Below are 15484 nucleotides of genomic sequence, written 5' to 3'. Positions count from 1 at the left end.
CCTGCCGGCGGGTAGCCGCCCGCGTTCACTCGACCCATGCGCGAACACAAGCCGATCATCCGACACGGGGCGATCGTGGCGATGGTGCTTGCCTGCCTCCTGGCCGGGCCCACCGCGGCCGAGGCCGTCGTACCGCGTCCCGCGGGGCCGGTCGCCAAGCCCGCCTCGGTGACGGCTTCCACACCCGCCTCGGCGCGGACGCACCGGGCGCCCGGCGACGGCGGTGACGACGGCCCGTACGGATTCGCCGACACAGGCCTCCTCGACGGCCTGGACCTCCCCTACGGCCTCGGCGGCGACGAGCGCGCCCCCTCCGGGGGCGGCCCGGCCCGGGTCTACCGCGGCCACGGCTTCGACACCTGCCGCACGCCTCCGCTGTCCACGATGCGCGCCTGGCTGCGCTCCAAGTACCGCGCCGTCGGCGTCTACTACGGCGGCCGCGCCCGCGCCTGCAGCACCCAGCGCCACCTCAACCGCAACTGGGTGCGCTCGGTGCACCGGATGGGCTGGCGCATCCTGCCGATCTACGTGGGCTCGCAGTCGCCCTGCGTGCGCGGCAGGCACCTGCGCAACCACCGGATGAGCACCGACGACCCCTGGGGCCAGGGCGCGAGCGAGGGCTGGGACGCCGTGCGCAGGGCCGCCGCCCTCGGCTTCGAGCCGGGCAGCGCGCTCTACCTCGACATGGAGGCGTACAACGCCAAGCGGTCCCGCTGCGCCGACCAGACCCTCGACTTCATCCGGGCCTGGGACCGCGAGGTCGACGACGCCGGCTACCTGCCGGGCCTCTACAGCAGTTCGGAGTCGGGCATCCGGCACATCGAGCGGGCCCGCCGGGAGGGCTACGGCGACCTGCCGCGCGCCGTCTGGTTCGCCCGCTGGCAGGGGAAACCGGCGGTACGCAGCGAACCGGTGCTCGACCGGGACGCCTGGCATCCGCACGGCCGCATCCACCAGTACTCGGGCAGCGTGCGCGAGAAGCACGGCGGCCGGCGGCTGGCGATCGACCGCAACCGGCTGGACGGGCCGGTGGCCGTCGTCGGATGACGCGGCGGGCGGCCGTGAGGGCGGCGTCCCTGCGGGGTGACCCGTAGGGGCGGCGGGTGCGGCCTCAGCCCTCCGGAGGTGGGGCGGGCCCCCGCCCTACGACTTCAGGGTGACCCCGCTTCGGCACCTGCGGCGGATCCCCCGCACGCGGACCGGCTCCTAGCGTGGAGCCATGACCACGCCCGTGTGCACAAGCGCCTCGCAGGCCCAGTTCACCCGATATGTCCGGGCCAAGGGCCCGGCGCTGCTGCGGACCGCGCGCTCGCTCACCGCCAATCCCTGCGACGCCGAGGACCTGTTGCAGACCGCCCTGACCAAGACCTACCTGGCATGGGACCGGATAGACGACCACCGGGCGCTGGACGGCTACGTGCGCCGCACGCTGGTCAACACCCGCACCTCGCAGTGGCGCAGGCGCCGGGTCGAGGAGTACGCCACCGACGAGGTCCCCGAGCCGTACGGCCACTCCGTCGCGGGCCCCGACGCGGCCGAGCAGCAGGCCCAGCGCGACGCGCTGCTGCGCGCGATCGCCCGGCTGCCCGTCCGCCAGCGGGCGATGGTCGTCCTCAGGTACTACGAGGACATGAGCGAGGTGCAGACCGCCGAGGCGCTCGGGGTCTCGGTGGGCACGGTCAAGAGCGCGGTGTCGCGGGCCCTGGGCAAACTCCGGGAGGACCCCGAATTGCGCCCGGGGTAGTGACATACCGCTTGGTATGCCAGCAGAATCTCAGCACCCACCCACCCACGCGTAGCCGCTTCAACGAGGAGGCGCCCGGTGCTGAGCACAATGCAGGACGTTCCCCTGCTGGTGTCCCGGATCCTGACCCACGGTTCGACGGTGCACGGCCGGTCGCAGGTCACGACCTGGACGGGCGAAGGCGAGCCGCAGCGCCGCTCGTTCGCCGAGATCGGTGCCCGCGCCGCCCGGCTGGCGCACGCGCTCCGAGACGAGCTCGGCGTAGGGCCGGACGACCGTGTCGCGACCCTGATGTGGAACAACGCCGAACACGTGGAGGCGTACTTCGCGATCCCCTCCATGGGCGCGATCCTCCACACGCTCAACCTCCGGCTCCCCGCCGAGCAACTGGTCTTCATCGCCAACCACGCCGCCGACCGCGTGATCCTGGTGAACGGCACTCTCATCCCGCTGCTTGCGCCGCTGCTGCCGGCGATGGAGTCCGTCGAGCACATCGTGGTCGTCGGCCCCGGCGACACCTCGCCGCTGGAGGGCTGCCCGCCCGCCCTGCACGCCTACGAGTCCCTCATCGAGGGCCGCCCGGACCGCTACGACTGGCCCGAGCTGGACGAGCGTTCCGCGGCCGCCATGTGCTACACCTCCGGCACCACCGGCGACCCCAAGGGCGTGCTGTTCTCGCACCGTTCGATCTACCTGCACTCCCTGCAGGTCAACATGGCCGAGTCGATGGGCCTGACCGACAGCGACACCACGCTGGTCGTCGTACCCCAGTTCCACGTCAACGCCTGGGGCCTGCCGCACGCCACCTTCATGACCGGCATCAACATGCTGATGCCGGACCGCTTCCTGCAGCCCGGCCCGCTCGCCGAGATGATCGAGGCCGAGCGTCCCACGCACGCCGCCGCCGTCCCCACCATCTGGCAGGGCCTGCTCGCCGAACTCGCCGCCAAGCCGCGCGACATCGGCAGCATGGGCCACGTCACCATCGGCGGCTCCGCCTGCCCGCCCTCCCTGATGGAGGCGTACGACAAGCTCGGCGTCCGGCTCCTCCACGCCTGGGGCATGACCGAGACCTCTCCTCTGGGCACCATGGCCCACCCGCCGGCCGGTCTCACCGAGGAGGAGCAGTGGCCGTACCGGATCACCCAGGGCCGCTTCCCCGCCTCCGTGGAGGCCCGGCTGGTCGGCCCGTCCGGCGAGGTACTGCCGTGGGACGGCGAGTCCGCGGGTGAACTGGAGGTCCGCGGGCCGTGGATCGCCGCGGCCTACTACGGCGGCGCCGACGCCGAGGCGCTGCGCCCCGAGGACAAGTTCAGCCCCGACGGCTGGCTGCGCACCGGGGACGTCGGCACCATCACCCACGACGGCTACCTGACGCTGACCGACCGCGCCAAGGACGTCATCAAGTCGGGCGGCGAGTGGATCTCCTCCGTCGAGCTGGAGAACGCCATCATGGCCCACCCGGCCGTCGCCGAGGCCGCGGTGGTGGCCGTACCCGACGAGCGCTGGGGCGAACGGCCGCTCGCCACGGTCGTCCTCAAGGACGGCAGCGCGGTCGGCTACGAGGAGCTGCGGACCTTCCTCGGCGAGAGCGTCGCCCGCTGGCAGCTGCCCGAGCGGTGGGCCGTCATCCCGGCGGTGCCGAAGACCTCGGTCGGCAAGTTCGACAAGAAGGTGATCCGCCGCCAGTACGCGGCGGGAGAGCTGGACGTCACCAAGCTCGTCTGACGACGCGGCACGCGGCACGTGGACGCCGGGCCCCGGGGGGCGCACCCCCGGGGCCCGGCGTGCGCCTACGAGCCGATCTTGCCGAGCATGTCGACGATGCGTCCCTGGACGTCCGTGCTGGTCGAGCGCTCCGCGAGGAAGAGCACCGTCTCGCCGGACGCCAGCCGCGGCAGTTCCGCCGGGTTGATGTCCCCCGCCGTGTAGACGACCATCGGCGTGCGTTCCAGCCGGCCGTTCGTGCGCAGCCAGTCGACGATCCCCTGCCGCCTGCGGCGGATGAGCATCAGATCCATCACCACGAGATTCGGGTGCACCTGCGCGGCGAGCGTCATCGCGTCCGCCTCGGACTGGGCGTGCGCGACGTGCATCCCGCGCCGCTCCAGCGTCGCGGTGAAGGCCTGCGCGATCGGCGTGTGGGCCTCGATCAGCAGCACCCGTGGCGGGTGCTGCTCGCTGTCCCGCGGCGCCAGCGCCTTGAGGAGCACGGCGGGGTCGGCCCCGTACGCGGCCTCGCGGGTCGCCTGGCCGAGGCCGGCCGTGACGAGCACCGGCACCTCGGCCTGCGCCGCCGCCTGACGCAGCGACTGCAGGGCGGTCCGGGTGATGGGCCCGGTGAGCGGGTCCACGAAGAGCGCGGCGGGCGGCTCGGCGACCTGCGCGTCGACCTCCTCGCGCGAGCGGACGACGACCGGACGGTAGCCGCGATCGGTCAGCGCCTGGCGGGTGGCGACGTCCGGCTCCGGCCAGACCAGCAGGCGGCGCGGCTCGTCCAGGACGGCCCCGGGCTCGTGGGAGTTCTCCTCCGTGACGTCGACGGCGCCGTTGGGACCGTCGAGCGGCTCGGGGCCCTCGGTGTCCTCCGTGGGAGCGCCTATGGCGTACGCCCGGCCGGGGGTCTCCGTGCCGTTGACGGCCGCGGGCGCGGCGGGCTGCGCGGGCTCGGGCTCCGCGGGGGTGGCCAGCTTGCGGCGCCGCCCGGAGCCGCTCGACGGCTGGGCGATCTGCTCGTTGATCTGCTGGGCGAAGGCGACGCCCTGTCCGAGGGTCCGCACGCTGATCGCCCGGCCCTGCGTACCGCCGTCGTTCTGCGAGGCCTGCGCCTCGGGCTGCGGCTGCGGTTGCGGCGGTGCGGGCGGCAGTGCCTGGGGCGGGACCATGGGCTGCGGCTGCGCGACCGGTTGGGGCTGCGCCACGGGCTGCGGTTCCGGGCTGCGCTGCGTCTGCTCGGGGATCATCGGCGGCTCGATGGCCAGGGGTTCCGGCTGCGGCGCCGGGGTGGGCGGGGGGAGCCGTCGCGGGTCGACGATCGCCGACGGGCGCGGGGTGCTCTCCACGACGCCGCGCGGACGGCGGGCCGAACCCTGGGCCTCCGGCCACTCGGTCGCCGGGGTGGCGGGGACGGAAGGGGCCGGGGCGGAGGGGGCGGCCGGCAGCGCGGGGAGTTCCGGCGCGGCCGGGGCCTCCGCGACGGTGGCCCGGCGCGCACGGCGTCCGTTGCCCGGGGCGCTCTGCTCGGGCGCCGGCGCCTCCGGCAGCGCGGGCACCAGCCCCGCCTGCGGCTCCTGCGGCCCGCCGCGGCGGGCCCTGCGGCCGGTGGGCTGCTCCTCCGCCTCGGTGGGGACCGGGGGGAGGGCGGGCTGCGCCTGGGGCTGCGGCTCCTCGGGTCGCCGCAGGGCACGGCGCCGTCCGGTGGGGGTCGGTGCGTCGGTGGTCGGCGCGGCGGGCAGCGCGAGCGCGGCACCGGGGACCGGCGCCGCGGCCGCCATCGGCACGGCCTGCTGCGGCGCCGGCGGGGCCGGGACGGCCAACGGCGCCGGCGCCGCCGCCGGGGACGGGGACGGGGACGGCGCCTGCGGCAGAGCGGCGCGGCCGGTACCGCGAACCGGCTCGGCCGGCACCGGCATGACGGTCGTCTCCGACTCGCGCCGGGGCTCCTTGACCGCCGTCTTCGCCCCGCCCTTGCCGACCGGCACCTCCATCACGTACGCGCTGCCCTGGCCGGGCACCTCGTGCGTCTGGAGCACGCCGCCGTGCTTCTCGACGATGCCGCGCGCGACCGGCACGTGCACCGGGTTGTCGCCCGCGTGCGGGCCGCGCACCTCGATGCGGACGGAGTCGCCGCGCTGCGCCGCCGCGACCACGATCGTGGAGTCGACGCCGCCGACCACGACCGGCATGTTGCCGGCCGCGTCGACACCCGCCACGTCCGCGATCAGGTGGGACAGCGCTTGGGACATCCGCTCGGCGTCCACCGTCGCCTCGATCGGCGGGGCGTGCACCGCGTACTGGGCCCGCCCGGGACCGATCAGCTCGACCGCGGCCTCGACGCCGGACGCCACGACCTTGTCCATCGAGGTCGTCTCGCGCTGCAGCTTCTCCTCGCCGCGGTCGAGCCGCTGGAAGGACAGGACGCTGTCGATGAGCGTGGTGATCCGCGCGTAGCCCGCGGTCAGATGGTGCAGGATCTGGTTGGCCTCCGGCCACAGCTGCCCGGCCGGGTCGTTGGCCAGCCCGGCGAGCTCGGCCCGCAGTTCGTCCAGCGGTCCGCGCAGGGCGTCGCCGAGCAGCGACTGCAGTTGCGCGTTGCGCGCGGCGAGCGCGTCGGAGCGCGTGCGGTCGGTGAAGGTCATCACCGCGCCGACCAGCTGCTCGCCCTCCCGTACCGGCGCCGTGATCAGGTCGACCGGCACCGAGCGCCCGTCCTTGCGCCACAGCACCTGGCCGCGGACCCGGTGCTTCAGCCCGGAGCGCAGCGTCTCGGAGAGCGGTGTCTCCTCGGCCGGGAGCGGGCTTCCGTCCGGACGGGAGTGGTGCACCAGCGGGTGCAGCTCCTGCCCGCCGAGGTCGGTGGCCCGGAAGCCCAGGATCTGCGCGGCCGAGGGGTTGACCAGGACGATCTTGCCGTCGGTGTCGACGCCGATCACGCCCTCGCTGGCGGCGCGCAGGATCATCTCGGTCTGGCGCTGCTGGCGGGCGAGTTCGGCCTCGGTGTCCAGCGTCCCGGTGAGGTCCCGGACGACCAGCATCAGAAGCTCGTCGCCGGTGTAGCTGTAGGTCTCGGCGAAGGGTGTGCGGGCGTCGTCGAGGTTCGCGCTCGTGACCTCCACCGGAATTTCACTGCCGTCGGTCCGCCGGGCGATCATCCGGGTCGGCTTGGTGCGGCCCACGTCGTCGTCGGGGCGGCGCATCGAACCGGGGATGCGACGCGCGTCGAACGCCGGCAGGAGGTCGAGCAGCCCGCGGCCCACGAGGGCGGTGCCCGGTGACTCGAAGGTCTCCAGGGCGATGGAATTGGCGTTGACGACGGTCCCGTTGGCGTTCACCAGCAGCAGGGCGTCGGGGAGCGCGTCGAGTATTGCCGCGAGGCGAGCAGCGCCTCGGGATGGCCTGCTGCTCACGAGACGCGTCCTCCCTGAAAACCGCACTTGCCGCCGCGCCACCACCCGCGAAGGGGCTTCCACCGGTGCTGGCCCATCTTGCCGCCGACCGGGGGGCATGTCACTAGAGCGAGTGTACGGGCAGAGGTTGGCGGCGAGGCTCCGGATACCCATGTCCCGTACGCGTGAGTAGTGTTCGCGTCCGAGGCGTGCGGATGTGGTGTCGGTCACCCCCGCAGGTCACACACCCGTCTCACACGCCCGGCTCACCCCCAGGTCACCCGCCCAGGTCACCCACCCAGGTCACCGGACCCGTCGCGGACCGCGGGCGCGGGCAGCACCGGGGCCATCCGCCGCCAGCGCGCCGTCTCGCAGCCGTTGCTGCGGTCGTAGCGGGCGTCCACGGGCCGGCCGCGCCAGCTGCCGCGCACCGTCGCCCGCTGTGGGCCGCTGTAGATCATCGTGCACATCGTGCCCTCGGGCGAGGGGCCCACGGGCCCGCCCAGCCGCTCCAGGTGGGCGCACGCCTCCGACGCCTCGGGGTGGGTCCCGCCGACGGGGTCGCAGCGCAGGTCGTACTCCGACAGGCGGCCGCCCCCGTCGTCCACGGTCACCCGCAGTACGTCGGGCGGCGCCCCCGGCCCCGGAGGGCAGGCCAGGGCCGGCGCGGCCACCGTCATAGGCAGGCCGAGCGTGAGCGCGGCGGTCATGGGCACACGAGCCAATCGCATGCTCCGTCCCTACCTCCCCGCGGCGGCCCGCGCCTGCCAATCCACCCGATCGTGGGCGCGCCGCCGCGGCGCCCGCCGCAACGCCTTTGCCCTGGCCGCACGAGGCCTAGTAATCTGGTCAGCGATTGGTCCCAGCCCGGTGGGCTGTGCCATCATCTGCACACACCCGCTCGCGCGGGCACGTCAGGAGGCGTCGCCTAGTCCGGTCTATGGCGCCGCACTGCTAATGCGGTTTGGGCTTTACCGTCCATCGAGGGTTCAAATCCCTCCGCCTCCGCCTCACAGAAGCCCCGGCCACCCGGCCGGGGCTTCTGCCGTTCCCGGCCCCCCTGCTGGACCGCCGTTGCGGCGTTTTCGCAGGTCAGGCCGTGTGTGACTAATGGATTTCACCTCACGGCGCGGGTCATGTAATGTTGTTCCCGCAACGCCGACCGGCAAGAAAACGCCGGGAAGCACAAGCACTCGTAGCTCAACGGATAGAGCATCTGACTACGGATCAGAAGGTTGCAGGTTCGAATCCTGCCGAGTGCACAGCAGGCCAGAGGCCCCCGGGATCACCGGGGGCCTTTCGCGTTGTCGCCCGCGGCCGCGCGGATCCTTCCGCGTCACCCGGAGTCAGCGGTCGCGGCCCGGGCGCGTCATGAGCCGGGGCGGTGGTGGCGAAGGTGTGTGGGCGGTCCTCCCCGAGGCGTCGGTGAAGGTACCCGGCGCGCTGCGGGCGGCCGGGCCGGTGGCCTCTGTGATCCACCTCCGCCCGGCCGCCGGCGGGGCCGTTGCGGCGGCTAGGGTGTGCGCAGTCAGGACCGAGTACACACAAGGAGGGGTGGTCACGATGGCGGACATCGAGGCGGCCAAGAAGGCGTTCACGCGATTCGATGTCGACGGGGACGGGCTCATCACGGCCGGCGAGTACAAGAGCGTGATGGCGCAGCTCGGGGACTTCAACGTGACCGAGACCGTGGCGCAGAGCGTCATAAGGGCCGTCGACGCCAACGGCGACGGCAAGATCTCGTGGGACGAGTTCTGGGCGGCCCAGCAGGCCTGACACCGGGCCGGGGGTTCAGGTCTCCTCGAGGAGGAACTGGGGGACCTCGGCCGCGCCGCAGAGCCGCAGGGTGCGCGCGTGCAGTCGCGGGCAGCGGATGGTGACGCGGTCGGCGGGGCCGAGGGACGCCACGTGGCGGATCAGGACGGATGCGCAGCGGGCGTCGATGAAGGACAGCCGGGTGAGGTCGACCCGGGACGGCGGGCCGGCGGCCCCCGCGAAGGCGTGACGGACGGCCAGTTCGAAGTCGTCGCGGGTGGCGAGGTCCGCGTCGCCGCGGAGGGCGAGGGTGCCGCCGGTGTGCTCCGCGCGCAGGGAGCCGTGGCGCGGGCATACGCAGACCGGGTGGGCGGCCCGGACCCGGTCGAGGAGCGAGGCGGCGCAGCGCCGCTGGTCGTACTCGCAGATGGCGGTGAGGCCGAGGCCCGCCAGCACCGGGGTCATGGCGGTCTCGTGGCCGAGCAGGCGGTCGCGGTCGAGGCCGGGACCCAGTGCCCAGGACATGTCGCCGGCGACGCGGAGGCCGGAGAAGCCCCGGCCGTGGGCGGCGTTCGTCAGCGCGGTCCAGGCGGCGGCCGTGTCGTAGCCGGGGACCGCGGGGGTGATGACGAGCGCGCTGTGACGTACCGCGTCGGCGGCGCGGATACCCCGCCCGGTGAGGCGGGTGACGGCCTCGGCCGGGGGTGTGCCGGGGCCGGTGAGGAGCAGCACCCGTTCGCCGCGGGCCAGGCCGATCGCGGTGAAGGCGGCGCGGATCTCCCAGCGGTCGTCCTCGTCCTGGAAGCCCAGGCAGGCGTGGTCGCCGGACGCCATGCGGTCGACCGGGACAGTGCGGGGCACGGTGCCGCTGTCCATGGGGCCGAACATACGCCCGGCCCCGTGAGGCGGCCGGGCGCTGAACGCCTTTGAGCGGAGCGTTCCGTTCCTGTTCGGTGGGATGTCGCCGGTTGGCTCCGGGCGGACCGTCAGTGACCGGCGGGCTTCAGTGCCGCCGCCAGCCGGCGCCACTGCTCGCGCGGCAGTCCGGACCGGTCCTCTCCGGAGGTCAGCACCTGGACGGCGACGTGGTCGGCGCCCGCGTCGAGGAAGGCGTCGATGCGCTGCCGGACCCGCTCCTCGTCGCCCCAGCCGAAGAGCGCGTCGACCAGGCGGTCGCTGCCCCCGTCGGTGAGGTCGTCCTCGCCGAAGCCCAGGCGCAGCCAGTTGTCGGTGTAGTTGGGGAGCGTCAGGTAGAACGCGAGCATCTCCCTGGCGGTCTCGCGGGCCCGCGTCGGGTCGGTCTCCAGGACGACCGTGAACTCCGGGGCCAGCAGCGGCCCTTCGCCCAGCGTGGCGCGTGCCTCGGCGGTGTGCTCGACGGTGACCAGGTACGGATGGGCGCCCGCCGAGCGGTCGCGGGAGAGTTCCAGCATCCGCGGGCCCAGCGCGGCGAGCACCCGCTTCCCGGCCGGCGCCCCGGAGGCGTCCAACTCGTCGAGATAGCCGGTCATCGCGGCGTACGGGCGCTTGTACTGCTCGACGAGGCGGGCGTGGCTCACGCCGATCCCCAGCAGGAAGCGCCCGGGGTGGGCGGCCTCGAGCGCGGCCTGGCGGGCGGCGGCGTCCTCGGCCCCGTACTGCCAGATGCTGAGGATGCCGGTCGCGACGGTGATCGAGGAGGTGGCCGCGATCAGGGGGGCCGCGTGCTCGACGCCGCTGCTGCCGCCGAGCCAGAGGGCGCCGTACCCCAGTTCCTCCAGTTCCGCCGCGGTCTCGGCGAGTTCGGCCGCGCGGGCCGGGTCGGGGTCGCGCAGCCCGCCGCTCCACAGGCCGTAGCGTCCGATCGCCGGCGTCTGGCTGTCGCTCATGGGTCTTCTCCCGCCACGAAGTCCGTGTGAAGTTCGACTGAAGTTCGACGTCCTTCGTAGCAAAACGCGGTCCGCGGCTCACGCATTCCCCGCCCGGCGGCGCGTCAGGGTGGTGTGCCCGCCCCGCGGCAGATCCTGCGACAGGCGATTCTCAGGGAAATCACAGACGGCGGAAAGGGCGCTCTCAGGGGTTGCGCACAGGATGCCGGCATGACCGCGTCTCCCTCCCCCGCCGCCGACCTCACGCGTCCCGACGGCTCGCCTGTCCGGGTGCTCGTCGTCGACGACGAGCACGACCTCGCCGACCTGCTCTCCATGGCCCTGCGCTACGAGGGCTGGGACGTCACCACCGAACACACCGGCTCCGACGCGCTGCGCACCGCGCGCGAGGTGCGACCGGACGCCGTGGTCCTCGACGTCATGCTGCCCGACATGGACGGGCCCGCGGTCCTGGCCCGGCTGCGCCGCGAACTGCCGGACGTGCCCGTGCTGTTCGTCACCGCCAAGGACGCCGTCGAGGACCGCATCGCGGGCCTCACCGCGGGCGGGGACGACTTCGTCACGAAGCCGTTCGGCCTGGAGGAGGTCGTGGCCCGGCTGCGCGGACTGCTGCGCCGGGCCGGGGCGGCCGCCGTCCGCCAGGACTCGCTGCTGGTCGTGGGCGACCTCGTGCTCGACGAGGACAGCCACGACGTCAGCCGCGGCGGCCAGGGCATCCACCTCACGGCGACCGAGTTCGAGCTGCTGCGGTACCTGATGCGCAATCCGCGCCGGGTGCTGAGCAAGGCGCAGATCCTCGACCGCGTCTGGTCCTACGACTTCGGGGGCCAGGCCAACGTCGTCGAGCTCTACATCTCCTATCTGCGCAAGAAGATCGACGTGGGCCGGCCCCCGATGATCCACACCCGGCGCGGCGCCGGCTATCTGATCAAACCGGGCGAAGCAGTATGAACCGCCCCGTCGGCGCCCCCCGGTCGCGGGACGCGGAAGGGGCGACCGGACGGGAGCGCCGGGGCCGGCTCTAGTCCTTCGGGGCCAGCCGTGCCGGGAAGCCGCCCGTGGCGATGGGGCCCCAGTGCTCGGGGGTCACGCGGACCAGGGACTTGCCCTGCCTGACCATGGCCGCGCGGTACTCGTCCCAGTTCGGGTGCTCGCCCGCGATGTTGCGGTAGTACTCCACCAGGGGCTCGACGGAGTCCGGGGAGTCGATGACCTCGGCGGTGCCGTCGACCTGCACCCAGGGGCCGTCCCACTCGTCCGACAGGACGATGACCGAGGCCCGCGGGTCACGGCGGGCGTTGCGGGCCTTGGCCCGTTCGGGGTAGGTCGAGACGACCAGGCGCCCAGCGTCGTCGACCCCGCAGGTGACGGGGGAGCCCTGGGGGCGGCCGTCGGCGCGGGTGGTCAGCAGCAGGGCGCGGTGGCGCGGTCGTACGAATTCCAGCAACTGATCGAGTTGGACGCTGGTGTTGGTCGCGATGTTGGCAGCCATGGACGGCAGCCTATGCGGCCCGCGGTCATACGGCGGGGAGGGCCGTCCCCTGGACCGCCTGGATGTCGAGGGTGACCCTGAGCGTCGTCCCCATGGTGGCGATGCCGGCCCGGACGACCTGGTTCCAGTTCATCGCGAAGTCCTCGCGGCGCAGTTCCGCCGTGGCGCGGAAGGCGGCGCGCACGCCGCCCCAGGGGTCCGGGCCGGTGCCCAGGCAGGCGAGGGCCAGGTCGACGGGGCGGGTGACCCCGCGCATCGTCAGCTCCCCGTGGACGGTCCACCGGTCGGCGCCGGCCGGCTCCAGCGAGGTGCTGCGGTAGGTGACGGTCGGGTGCTCGCGGACGTCGAGGAAGTCGGCGGAGCGCAGGTGCTCGTCGCGGGTGCCGTTCCCCGTGTCGATCGACGCGGCGTCGATGACGGCCTCGACGGACGAGGCGAGCGGCTGCTCTGCGACGTCGATCCGGCCCGCGAAGGTCCTGAAGCGGCCGTGCACGCTGGACAGGCCCAGGTGCTGGGCGACGGCGCCGACCTCGGAGTGCGCCGGGTCGATCGTCCACGGCCCGGGCGGCGGCAGTTCGAGGCCGCCCGCGCGGTCCAGCAGCAGGGTCCCGAGGTCCGCCGAGCCGGAGGCCGTCACCAGTGCCGTCGCGGCCGCCGGTCGGTAGCCCACGGCCGTCACGATCACGGTGTACGCCCCGGAGGCCAGCGCCGCGGTGCGCACGGCGCCCTCGGCGTCCGCGGGCTCTCGCGCGACCTGCCGCCCGGTCATGTCGGTGACGGTGACCACGGCGTGCGGCACCGCCCAACCGTCCTTCGTCCGGATCCGCCCGCGCAGCCCGGCTCCTGCCGTCGTGTTCATGTACCTCGCTCGCCTTCGGTGCGTTCCCCCGGCCGGGCCCGGTCCGGACGGTCCCGGCCGTCCCCTGCCCGGCCGTCCCGACCGGACCCGCTTGTCCCCCGTCCACCGGTCCGTGCGTCTCCGCGGCGCACGGACCGGCCGATGGTTCACCCCTCTGGGTGGTTCAGCTCGACGTCGAAGCCGCCCTCGGGACCGCCCTCGGGGCCGGCCTCGGGGCCGGCCTCGGGACCGGTCCCGGCTCCGTTGCCGACGGTGACCTGGGTGGCCACCGGCGGGTAGCCACTGGCGACCAGCGAGTACTCGCCGGCGTCCAGGTCGCCGAAGGCGTACGCGCCGTCGGCGCCGGTGGTGGCGGTCGCCACCACGTTCCCGGCCGCGTCGATCAGCGTGACGCGGGCCTCCGGGAGCGGCGTCCGCGCGGTGCCGCCGAGCACGGTGCCCCGCAGGCGGGCTCCGGCGCGGAGCGGGACCTCGACGTGGGTGGGGCCGTTGCCGGCGACCTCGACCGGCAGCGCGGCCGGCCGGTAGCCGGTGGCGTTGACGGCCAGGGTGAAGTCGCCCGCGGGCAGGTCCTCGAAGCCGAAGGCGCCGTCGGCGCCGGTGCCGCCGCTGGCCAGGACCTCGCCGCGGACGTCGGTCACGACGACCATGGCGCCCGCGACGGGTATGCCGGTCGCCTCGGCGACCACCGTGCCGGTGAGCCCGCTGGTGCCGGCCAGGACCACGTCGTACGGGACGGGCTCCTCGCCGACCACCACGGTGGAGGCCTGCGGCTGGTGGCCGTCGGCGGCGGCGATGAGGACGTACGAGCCGGCGCCGGGCGCGATCAGCTCGTAGCCGCCGTCCGCGTGGGTGGAGGCGCGGCCGAGCTGGCGGCCGGTGAGCGAGATCAGGGTGAGCGTGGCCCGTTCGACGCCCGCGCCCTCGGAGCCGCGCACCTGGCCGTGGATCGCGGTGCCCTCGGCCGGCAGCGGGATCACCGGCGCGGCCACGCTGACCGCCTCGGCGGTCTCGGCGAGGGTCTCGGCCGCGGAGGCCTGGGCCGGTACGGCCGGGGTCTGCTCGGCGTGGCCGGGGACACCGGCTGCCTGCTGCAGACCGCTCGCTGTCTTGAGCGGCACTTCCTTGATGAAGACCACCAGCAGCAGTGCGAGGAACGCCACCGGGGCGGCCACCAGGAAGACGTCGCCGGCGCCGTGGCCGTACGCGCTCTCCACGACGTGGCGGACCGGTGCGGGCAGCGTGGCCAGGTCCGGGATGGCGCCGGCGGACTCGCCGGTGGACTTCACGCCCAGGGCGGCCAGGCCGTCCGCGACGTAGTGCGTCACGCGGTTGCCGAGCACCGCGCCCAGCGCGGAGACGCCGATCGCGCCACCGAGCGTGCGGAAGAAGGTGACGACGGAACTGGCGGCGCCGAGGTCGGCGGCACCCACCTGGTTCTGCACGGCCAGCACCAGGTTCTGCAGCATCATGCCGACGCCGAGGCCCAGCAGCGCCATGTAGAGCGCCAGGTGCCAGTACGGGGTGTCGGACCGCATCGAGCCCAGCAGGGCGAGACCGCCGGTGAGCAGCACTCCGCCGGAGACCAGGAACGCCTTCCAGCGGCCGGTGCGGGTGATGATCAGGCCGGAGACGGTGGAGGAGAGGAACAGGCCGGTGATCAGCGGGATGGTCATGACGCCGGACATCGTGGGCGACTCGCCCCGCGCCAGCTGGAAGTACTGGCTGAGGAAGACCGTGCTGCCGAACATCCCGGTGCCGACGAACATCGAGGCGACCGAGGTCAGGCTGATGGTCTTGTTGCGGAACAGCCGCAGCGGCATGATCGGCTCGCTCGCGCGGGACTCGACCAGGATGAAGATCAGGACGAGCAGCAGCGCGCCCGCGGTCAGGGCGTAGGTCTGCCAGGAGATCCAGTCGTACTTGTCGCCGGCGAAGGTGACCCAGACCAGCAGCAGGCTGACGGCGGCGGTGACGAAGAAGGCACCCGCCCAGTCGACCTTGACCCGGCGCCTGGCGACCGGCAGGTGCAGGGTCTTCTGCAGCACGATCAGCGCGATGATCGCGAAGGGCACGCCGACGTAGAAGCACCAGCGCCAGCCGAGCCAGTCGGTGTCCACGATGACGCCGCCGAGCAGCGGGCCGCCGACGGTGCCGAGGGCGAAGGCCGCACCGAGGTAGCCGCTGTACCGGCCGCGCTCCCGCGGGGAGATCATCGCGGCCATGATGACCTGGGTCAGCGCGGTCAGACCGCCGGCGCCGATGCCCTGGACGACACGGCAGGCGATGAGCATGCCGGCGTTCTGCGACAGACCCGCGACCAGCGAGCCCACCACGTAGATCACCAGGGCCAGCTGGACCAGCAGCTTCTTGCTGAACAGGTCCGAGAGCTTGCCCCACAGCGGCGTGGTGGCGGTGGTGGAGAGCAGGGCCGCGGTGACGACCCAGGTGTAGGCGCTCTGCCCGCCGTGCAGATCGGAGATGATCTTCGGCAGGGCGTTGGAGACGATCGTGGACGACAGGATCGCCACGAACAAGCCGAGGATCAGCCCGGTCAGGGCTCGTACGATCTGCCGGTGCGACATGGGGGCCGCGTGTCCTGCGTGGGCATCGGTCCCCCGCACACCGGTCGGTGGTGCGGTTGTTGCCATCGTAATCCTC

The 15484-nt window shown here is 73.7% G+C and carries 12 protein-coding genes and 2 tRNA genes; 7 read left to right on the top strand and 7 right to left on the bottom strand.

Annotated elements, in window-relative coordinates:
• Positions 1-36 precede the first annotated feature (36 nt).
• The 3 genes from OIE69_RS20130 to OIE69_RS20120 all read left to right on the top strand — a co-directional run bounded on the left by OIE69_RS20130 (position 37) and on the right by OIE69_RS20120 (position 3472).
• Complete coding sequence (locus OIE69_RS20130) at positions 37-1047, top strand: DUF1906 domain-containing protein (RefSeq protein WP_326573424.1); 1011 nt, start codon at positions 37-39, stop codon at positions 1045-1047.
• Positions 1048-1219: 172 nt separating this feature from the next.
• Complete coding sequence (locus tag OIE69_RS20125; protein WP_326573422.1) at positions 1220-1744, top strand: SigE family RNA polymerase sigma factor; 525 nt, start codon at positions 1220-1222, stop codon at positions 1742-1744.
• Positions 1745-1822: 78 nt separating this feature from the next.
• The gene (locus tag OIE69_RS20120) at positions 1823-3472 is read left to right on the top strand and encodes a long-chain fatty acid--CoA ligase (RefSeq protein ID WP_326573420.1); all 1650 of its coding nucleotides are present in this window, start codon (positions 1823-1825) and stop codon (positions 3470-3472) included.
• A gap of 65 nt (positions 3473-3537) precedes the next feature.
• Here the strand turns inward: OIE69_RS20120 and OIE69_RS20115 are convergent, their stop codons facing one another.
• Together OIE69_RS20115 and OIE69_RS20110 are read right to left on the bottom strand one after the other, a co-directional pair.
• Positions 3538-6870, bottom strand: coding sequence for a hybrid sensor histidine kinase/response regulator (locus OIE69_RS20115; RefSeq protein WP_326573418.1), 3333 nt, complete (start codon positions 6868-6870; stop codon positions 3538-3540).
• A 269-nt stretch (positions 6871-7139) separates the two neighbouring features.
• Positions 7140-7580 (bottom strand): SSI family serine proteinase inhibitor, encoded by a 441-nt coding sequence (locus OIE69_RS20110; RefSeq protein ID WP_326573416.1) that lies wholly within the window; start codon positions 7578-7580, stop codon positions 7140-7142.
• A 186-nt stretch (positions 7581-7766) separates the two neighbouring features.
• On the opposite strand from OIE69_RS20110, the gene OIE69_RS20105 reads away from it, so the two are divergent.
• The 3 genes from OIE69_RS20105 (at position 7767) to OIE69_RS20095 (ending at position 8625) form a co-directional block, all read left to right on the top strand.
• Positions 7767-7857, top strand: a tRNA-Ser gene (locus tag OIE69_RS20105).
• A gap of 181 nt (positions 7858-8038) precedes the next feature.
• Positions 8039-8111 (top strand) — tRNA-Arg (locus tag OIE69_RS20100).
• Positions 8112-8412: 301 nt separating this feature from the next.
• The gene (locus OIE69_RS20095; RefSeq protein ID WP_089225352.1) at positions 8413-8625 is read left to right on the top strand and encodes an EF-hand domain-containing protein; all 213 of its coding nucleotides are present in this window, start codon (positions 8413-8415) and stop codon (positions 8623-8625) included.
• A gap of 15 nt (positions 8626-8640) precedes the next feature.
• Here OIE69_RS20095 and OIE69_RS20090 read toward each other — a convergent pair whose 3' ends face one another.
• Complete coding sequence (locus OIE69_RS20090) at positions 8641-9480, bottom strand: MEDS domain-containing protein (protein ID WP_326573413.1); 840 nt, start codon at positions 9478-9480, stop codon at positions 8641-8643.
• A gap of 110 nt (positions 9481-9590) precedes the next feature.
• The gene (locus OIE69_RS20085) at positions 9591-10472 is read right to left on the bottom strand and encodes an LLM class F420-dependent oxidoreductase (protein WP_326573411.1); all 882 of its coding nucleotides are present in this window, start codon (positions 10470-10472) and stop codon (positions 9591-9593) included.
• 210 nt (positions 10473-10682) lie between these two features.
• On the opposite strand from OIE69_RS20085, the gene OIE69_RS20080 reads away from it, so the two are divergent.
• Entirely contained in the window at positions 10683-11423 is a 741-nt protein-coding gene (locus OIE69_RS20080; RefSeq protein WP_326573409.1) for a response regulator transcription factor, read from the top strand.
• A 70-nt stretch (positions 11424-11493) separates the two neighbouring features.
• On the opposite strand, the gene OIE69_RS20075 is transcribed toward OIE69_RS20080, so the two are convergent.
• The 3 genes from OIE69_RS20075 to OIE69_RS20065 form a co-directional block, all read right to left on the bottom strand.
• Entirely contained in the window at positions 11494-11964 is a 471-nt protein-coding gene (locus OIE69_RS20075) for a PPOX class F420-dependent oxidoreductase (RefSeq protein WP_089225348.1), read from the bottom strand.
• 25 nt (positions 11965-11989) lie between these two features.
• Complete coding sequence (locus tag OIE69_RS20070; RefSeq protein WP_326573405.1) at positions 11990-12823, bottom strand: YceI family protein; 834 nt, start codon at positions 12821-12823, stop codon at positions 11990-11992.
• Positions 12824-12969: 146 nt separating this feature from the next.
• Positions 12970-15474 (bottom strand): MFS transporter, encoded by a 2505-nt coding sequence (locus OIE69_RS20065; protein ID WP_326573403.1) that lies wholly within the window; start codon positions 15472-15474, stop codon positions 12970-12972.
• Between the last annotated feature and the right edge of the window lie 10 nt (positions 15475-15484).

Source organism: Actinacidiphila glaucinigra, assembly GCF_035918135.1.
Classification (GTDB): Bacteria; Actinomycetota; Actinomycetes; order Streptomycetales; family Streptomycetaceae; genus Actinacidiphila; species Actinacidiphila glaucinigra.
The sequence above is the reverse complement of the archived record's forward strand: the minus strand, read 5'-3'. Positions and strand labels throughout refer to the sequence as shown.

Bases quoted from the DNA above. Each gene is read 5' to 3' on its own strand.
- OIE69_RS20130 (WP_326573424.1), top strand. From the start codon at position 37: ATGCGCGAACACAAGCCGATCATCCGACACGGGGCGATCGTGGCGATG.
- OIE69_RS20125 (WP_326573422.1), top strand. From the start codon at position 1,220: ATGACCACGCCCGTGTGCACAAGCGCCTCGCAGGCCCAGTTCACCCGA.
- OIE69_RS20110 (WP_326573416.1), bottom strand. From the start codon at position 7,580: ATGCGATTGGCTCGTGTGCCCATGACCGCCGCGCTCACGCTCGGCCTG.
- OIE69_RS20095 (WP_089225352.1), top strand. From the start codon at position 8,413: ATGGCGGACATCGAGGCGGCCAAGAAGGCGTTCACGCGATTCGATGTC.
- OIE69_RS20090 (WP_326573413.1), bottom strand. From the start codon at position 9,480: ATGGACAGCGGCACCGTGCCCCGCACTGTCCCGGTCGACCGCATGGCG.
- OIE69_RS20085 (WP_326573411.1), bottom strand. From the start codon at position 10,472: ATGAGCGACAGCCAGACGCCGGCGATCGGACGCTACGGCCTGTGGAGC.
- OIE69_RS20080 (WP_326573409.1), top strand. From the start codon at position 10,683: ATGACCGCGTCTCCCTCCCCCGCCGCCGACCTCACGCGTCCCGACGGC.
- OIE69_RS20075 (WP_089225348.1), bottom strand. From the start codon at position 11,964: ATGGCTGCCAACATCGCGACCAACACCAGCGTCCAACTCGATCAGTTG.
- OIE69_RS20070 (WP_326573405.1), bottom strand. From the start codon at position 12,823: ATGAACACGACGGCAGGAGCCGGGCTGCGCGGGCGGATCCGGACGAAG.
- OIE69_RS20065 (WP_326573403.1), bottom strand. From the start codon at position 15,474: ATGGCAACAACCGCACCACCGACCGGTGTGCGGGGGACCGATGCCCAC.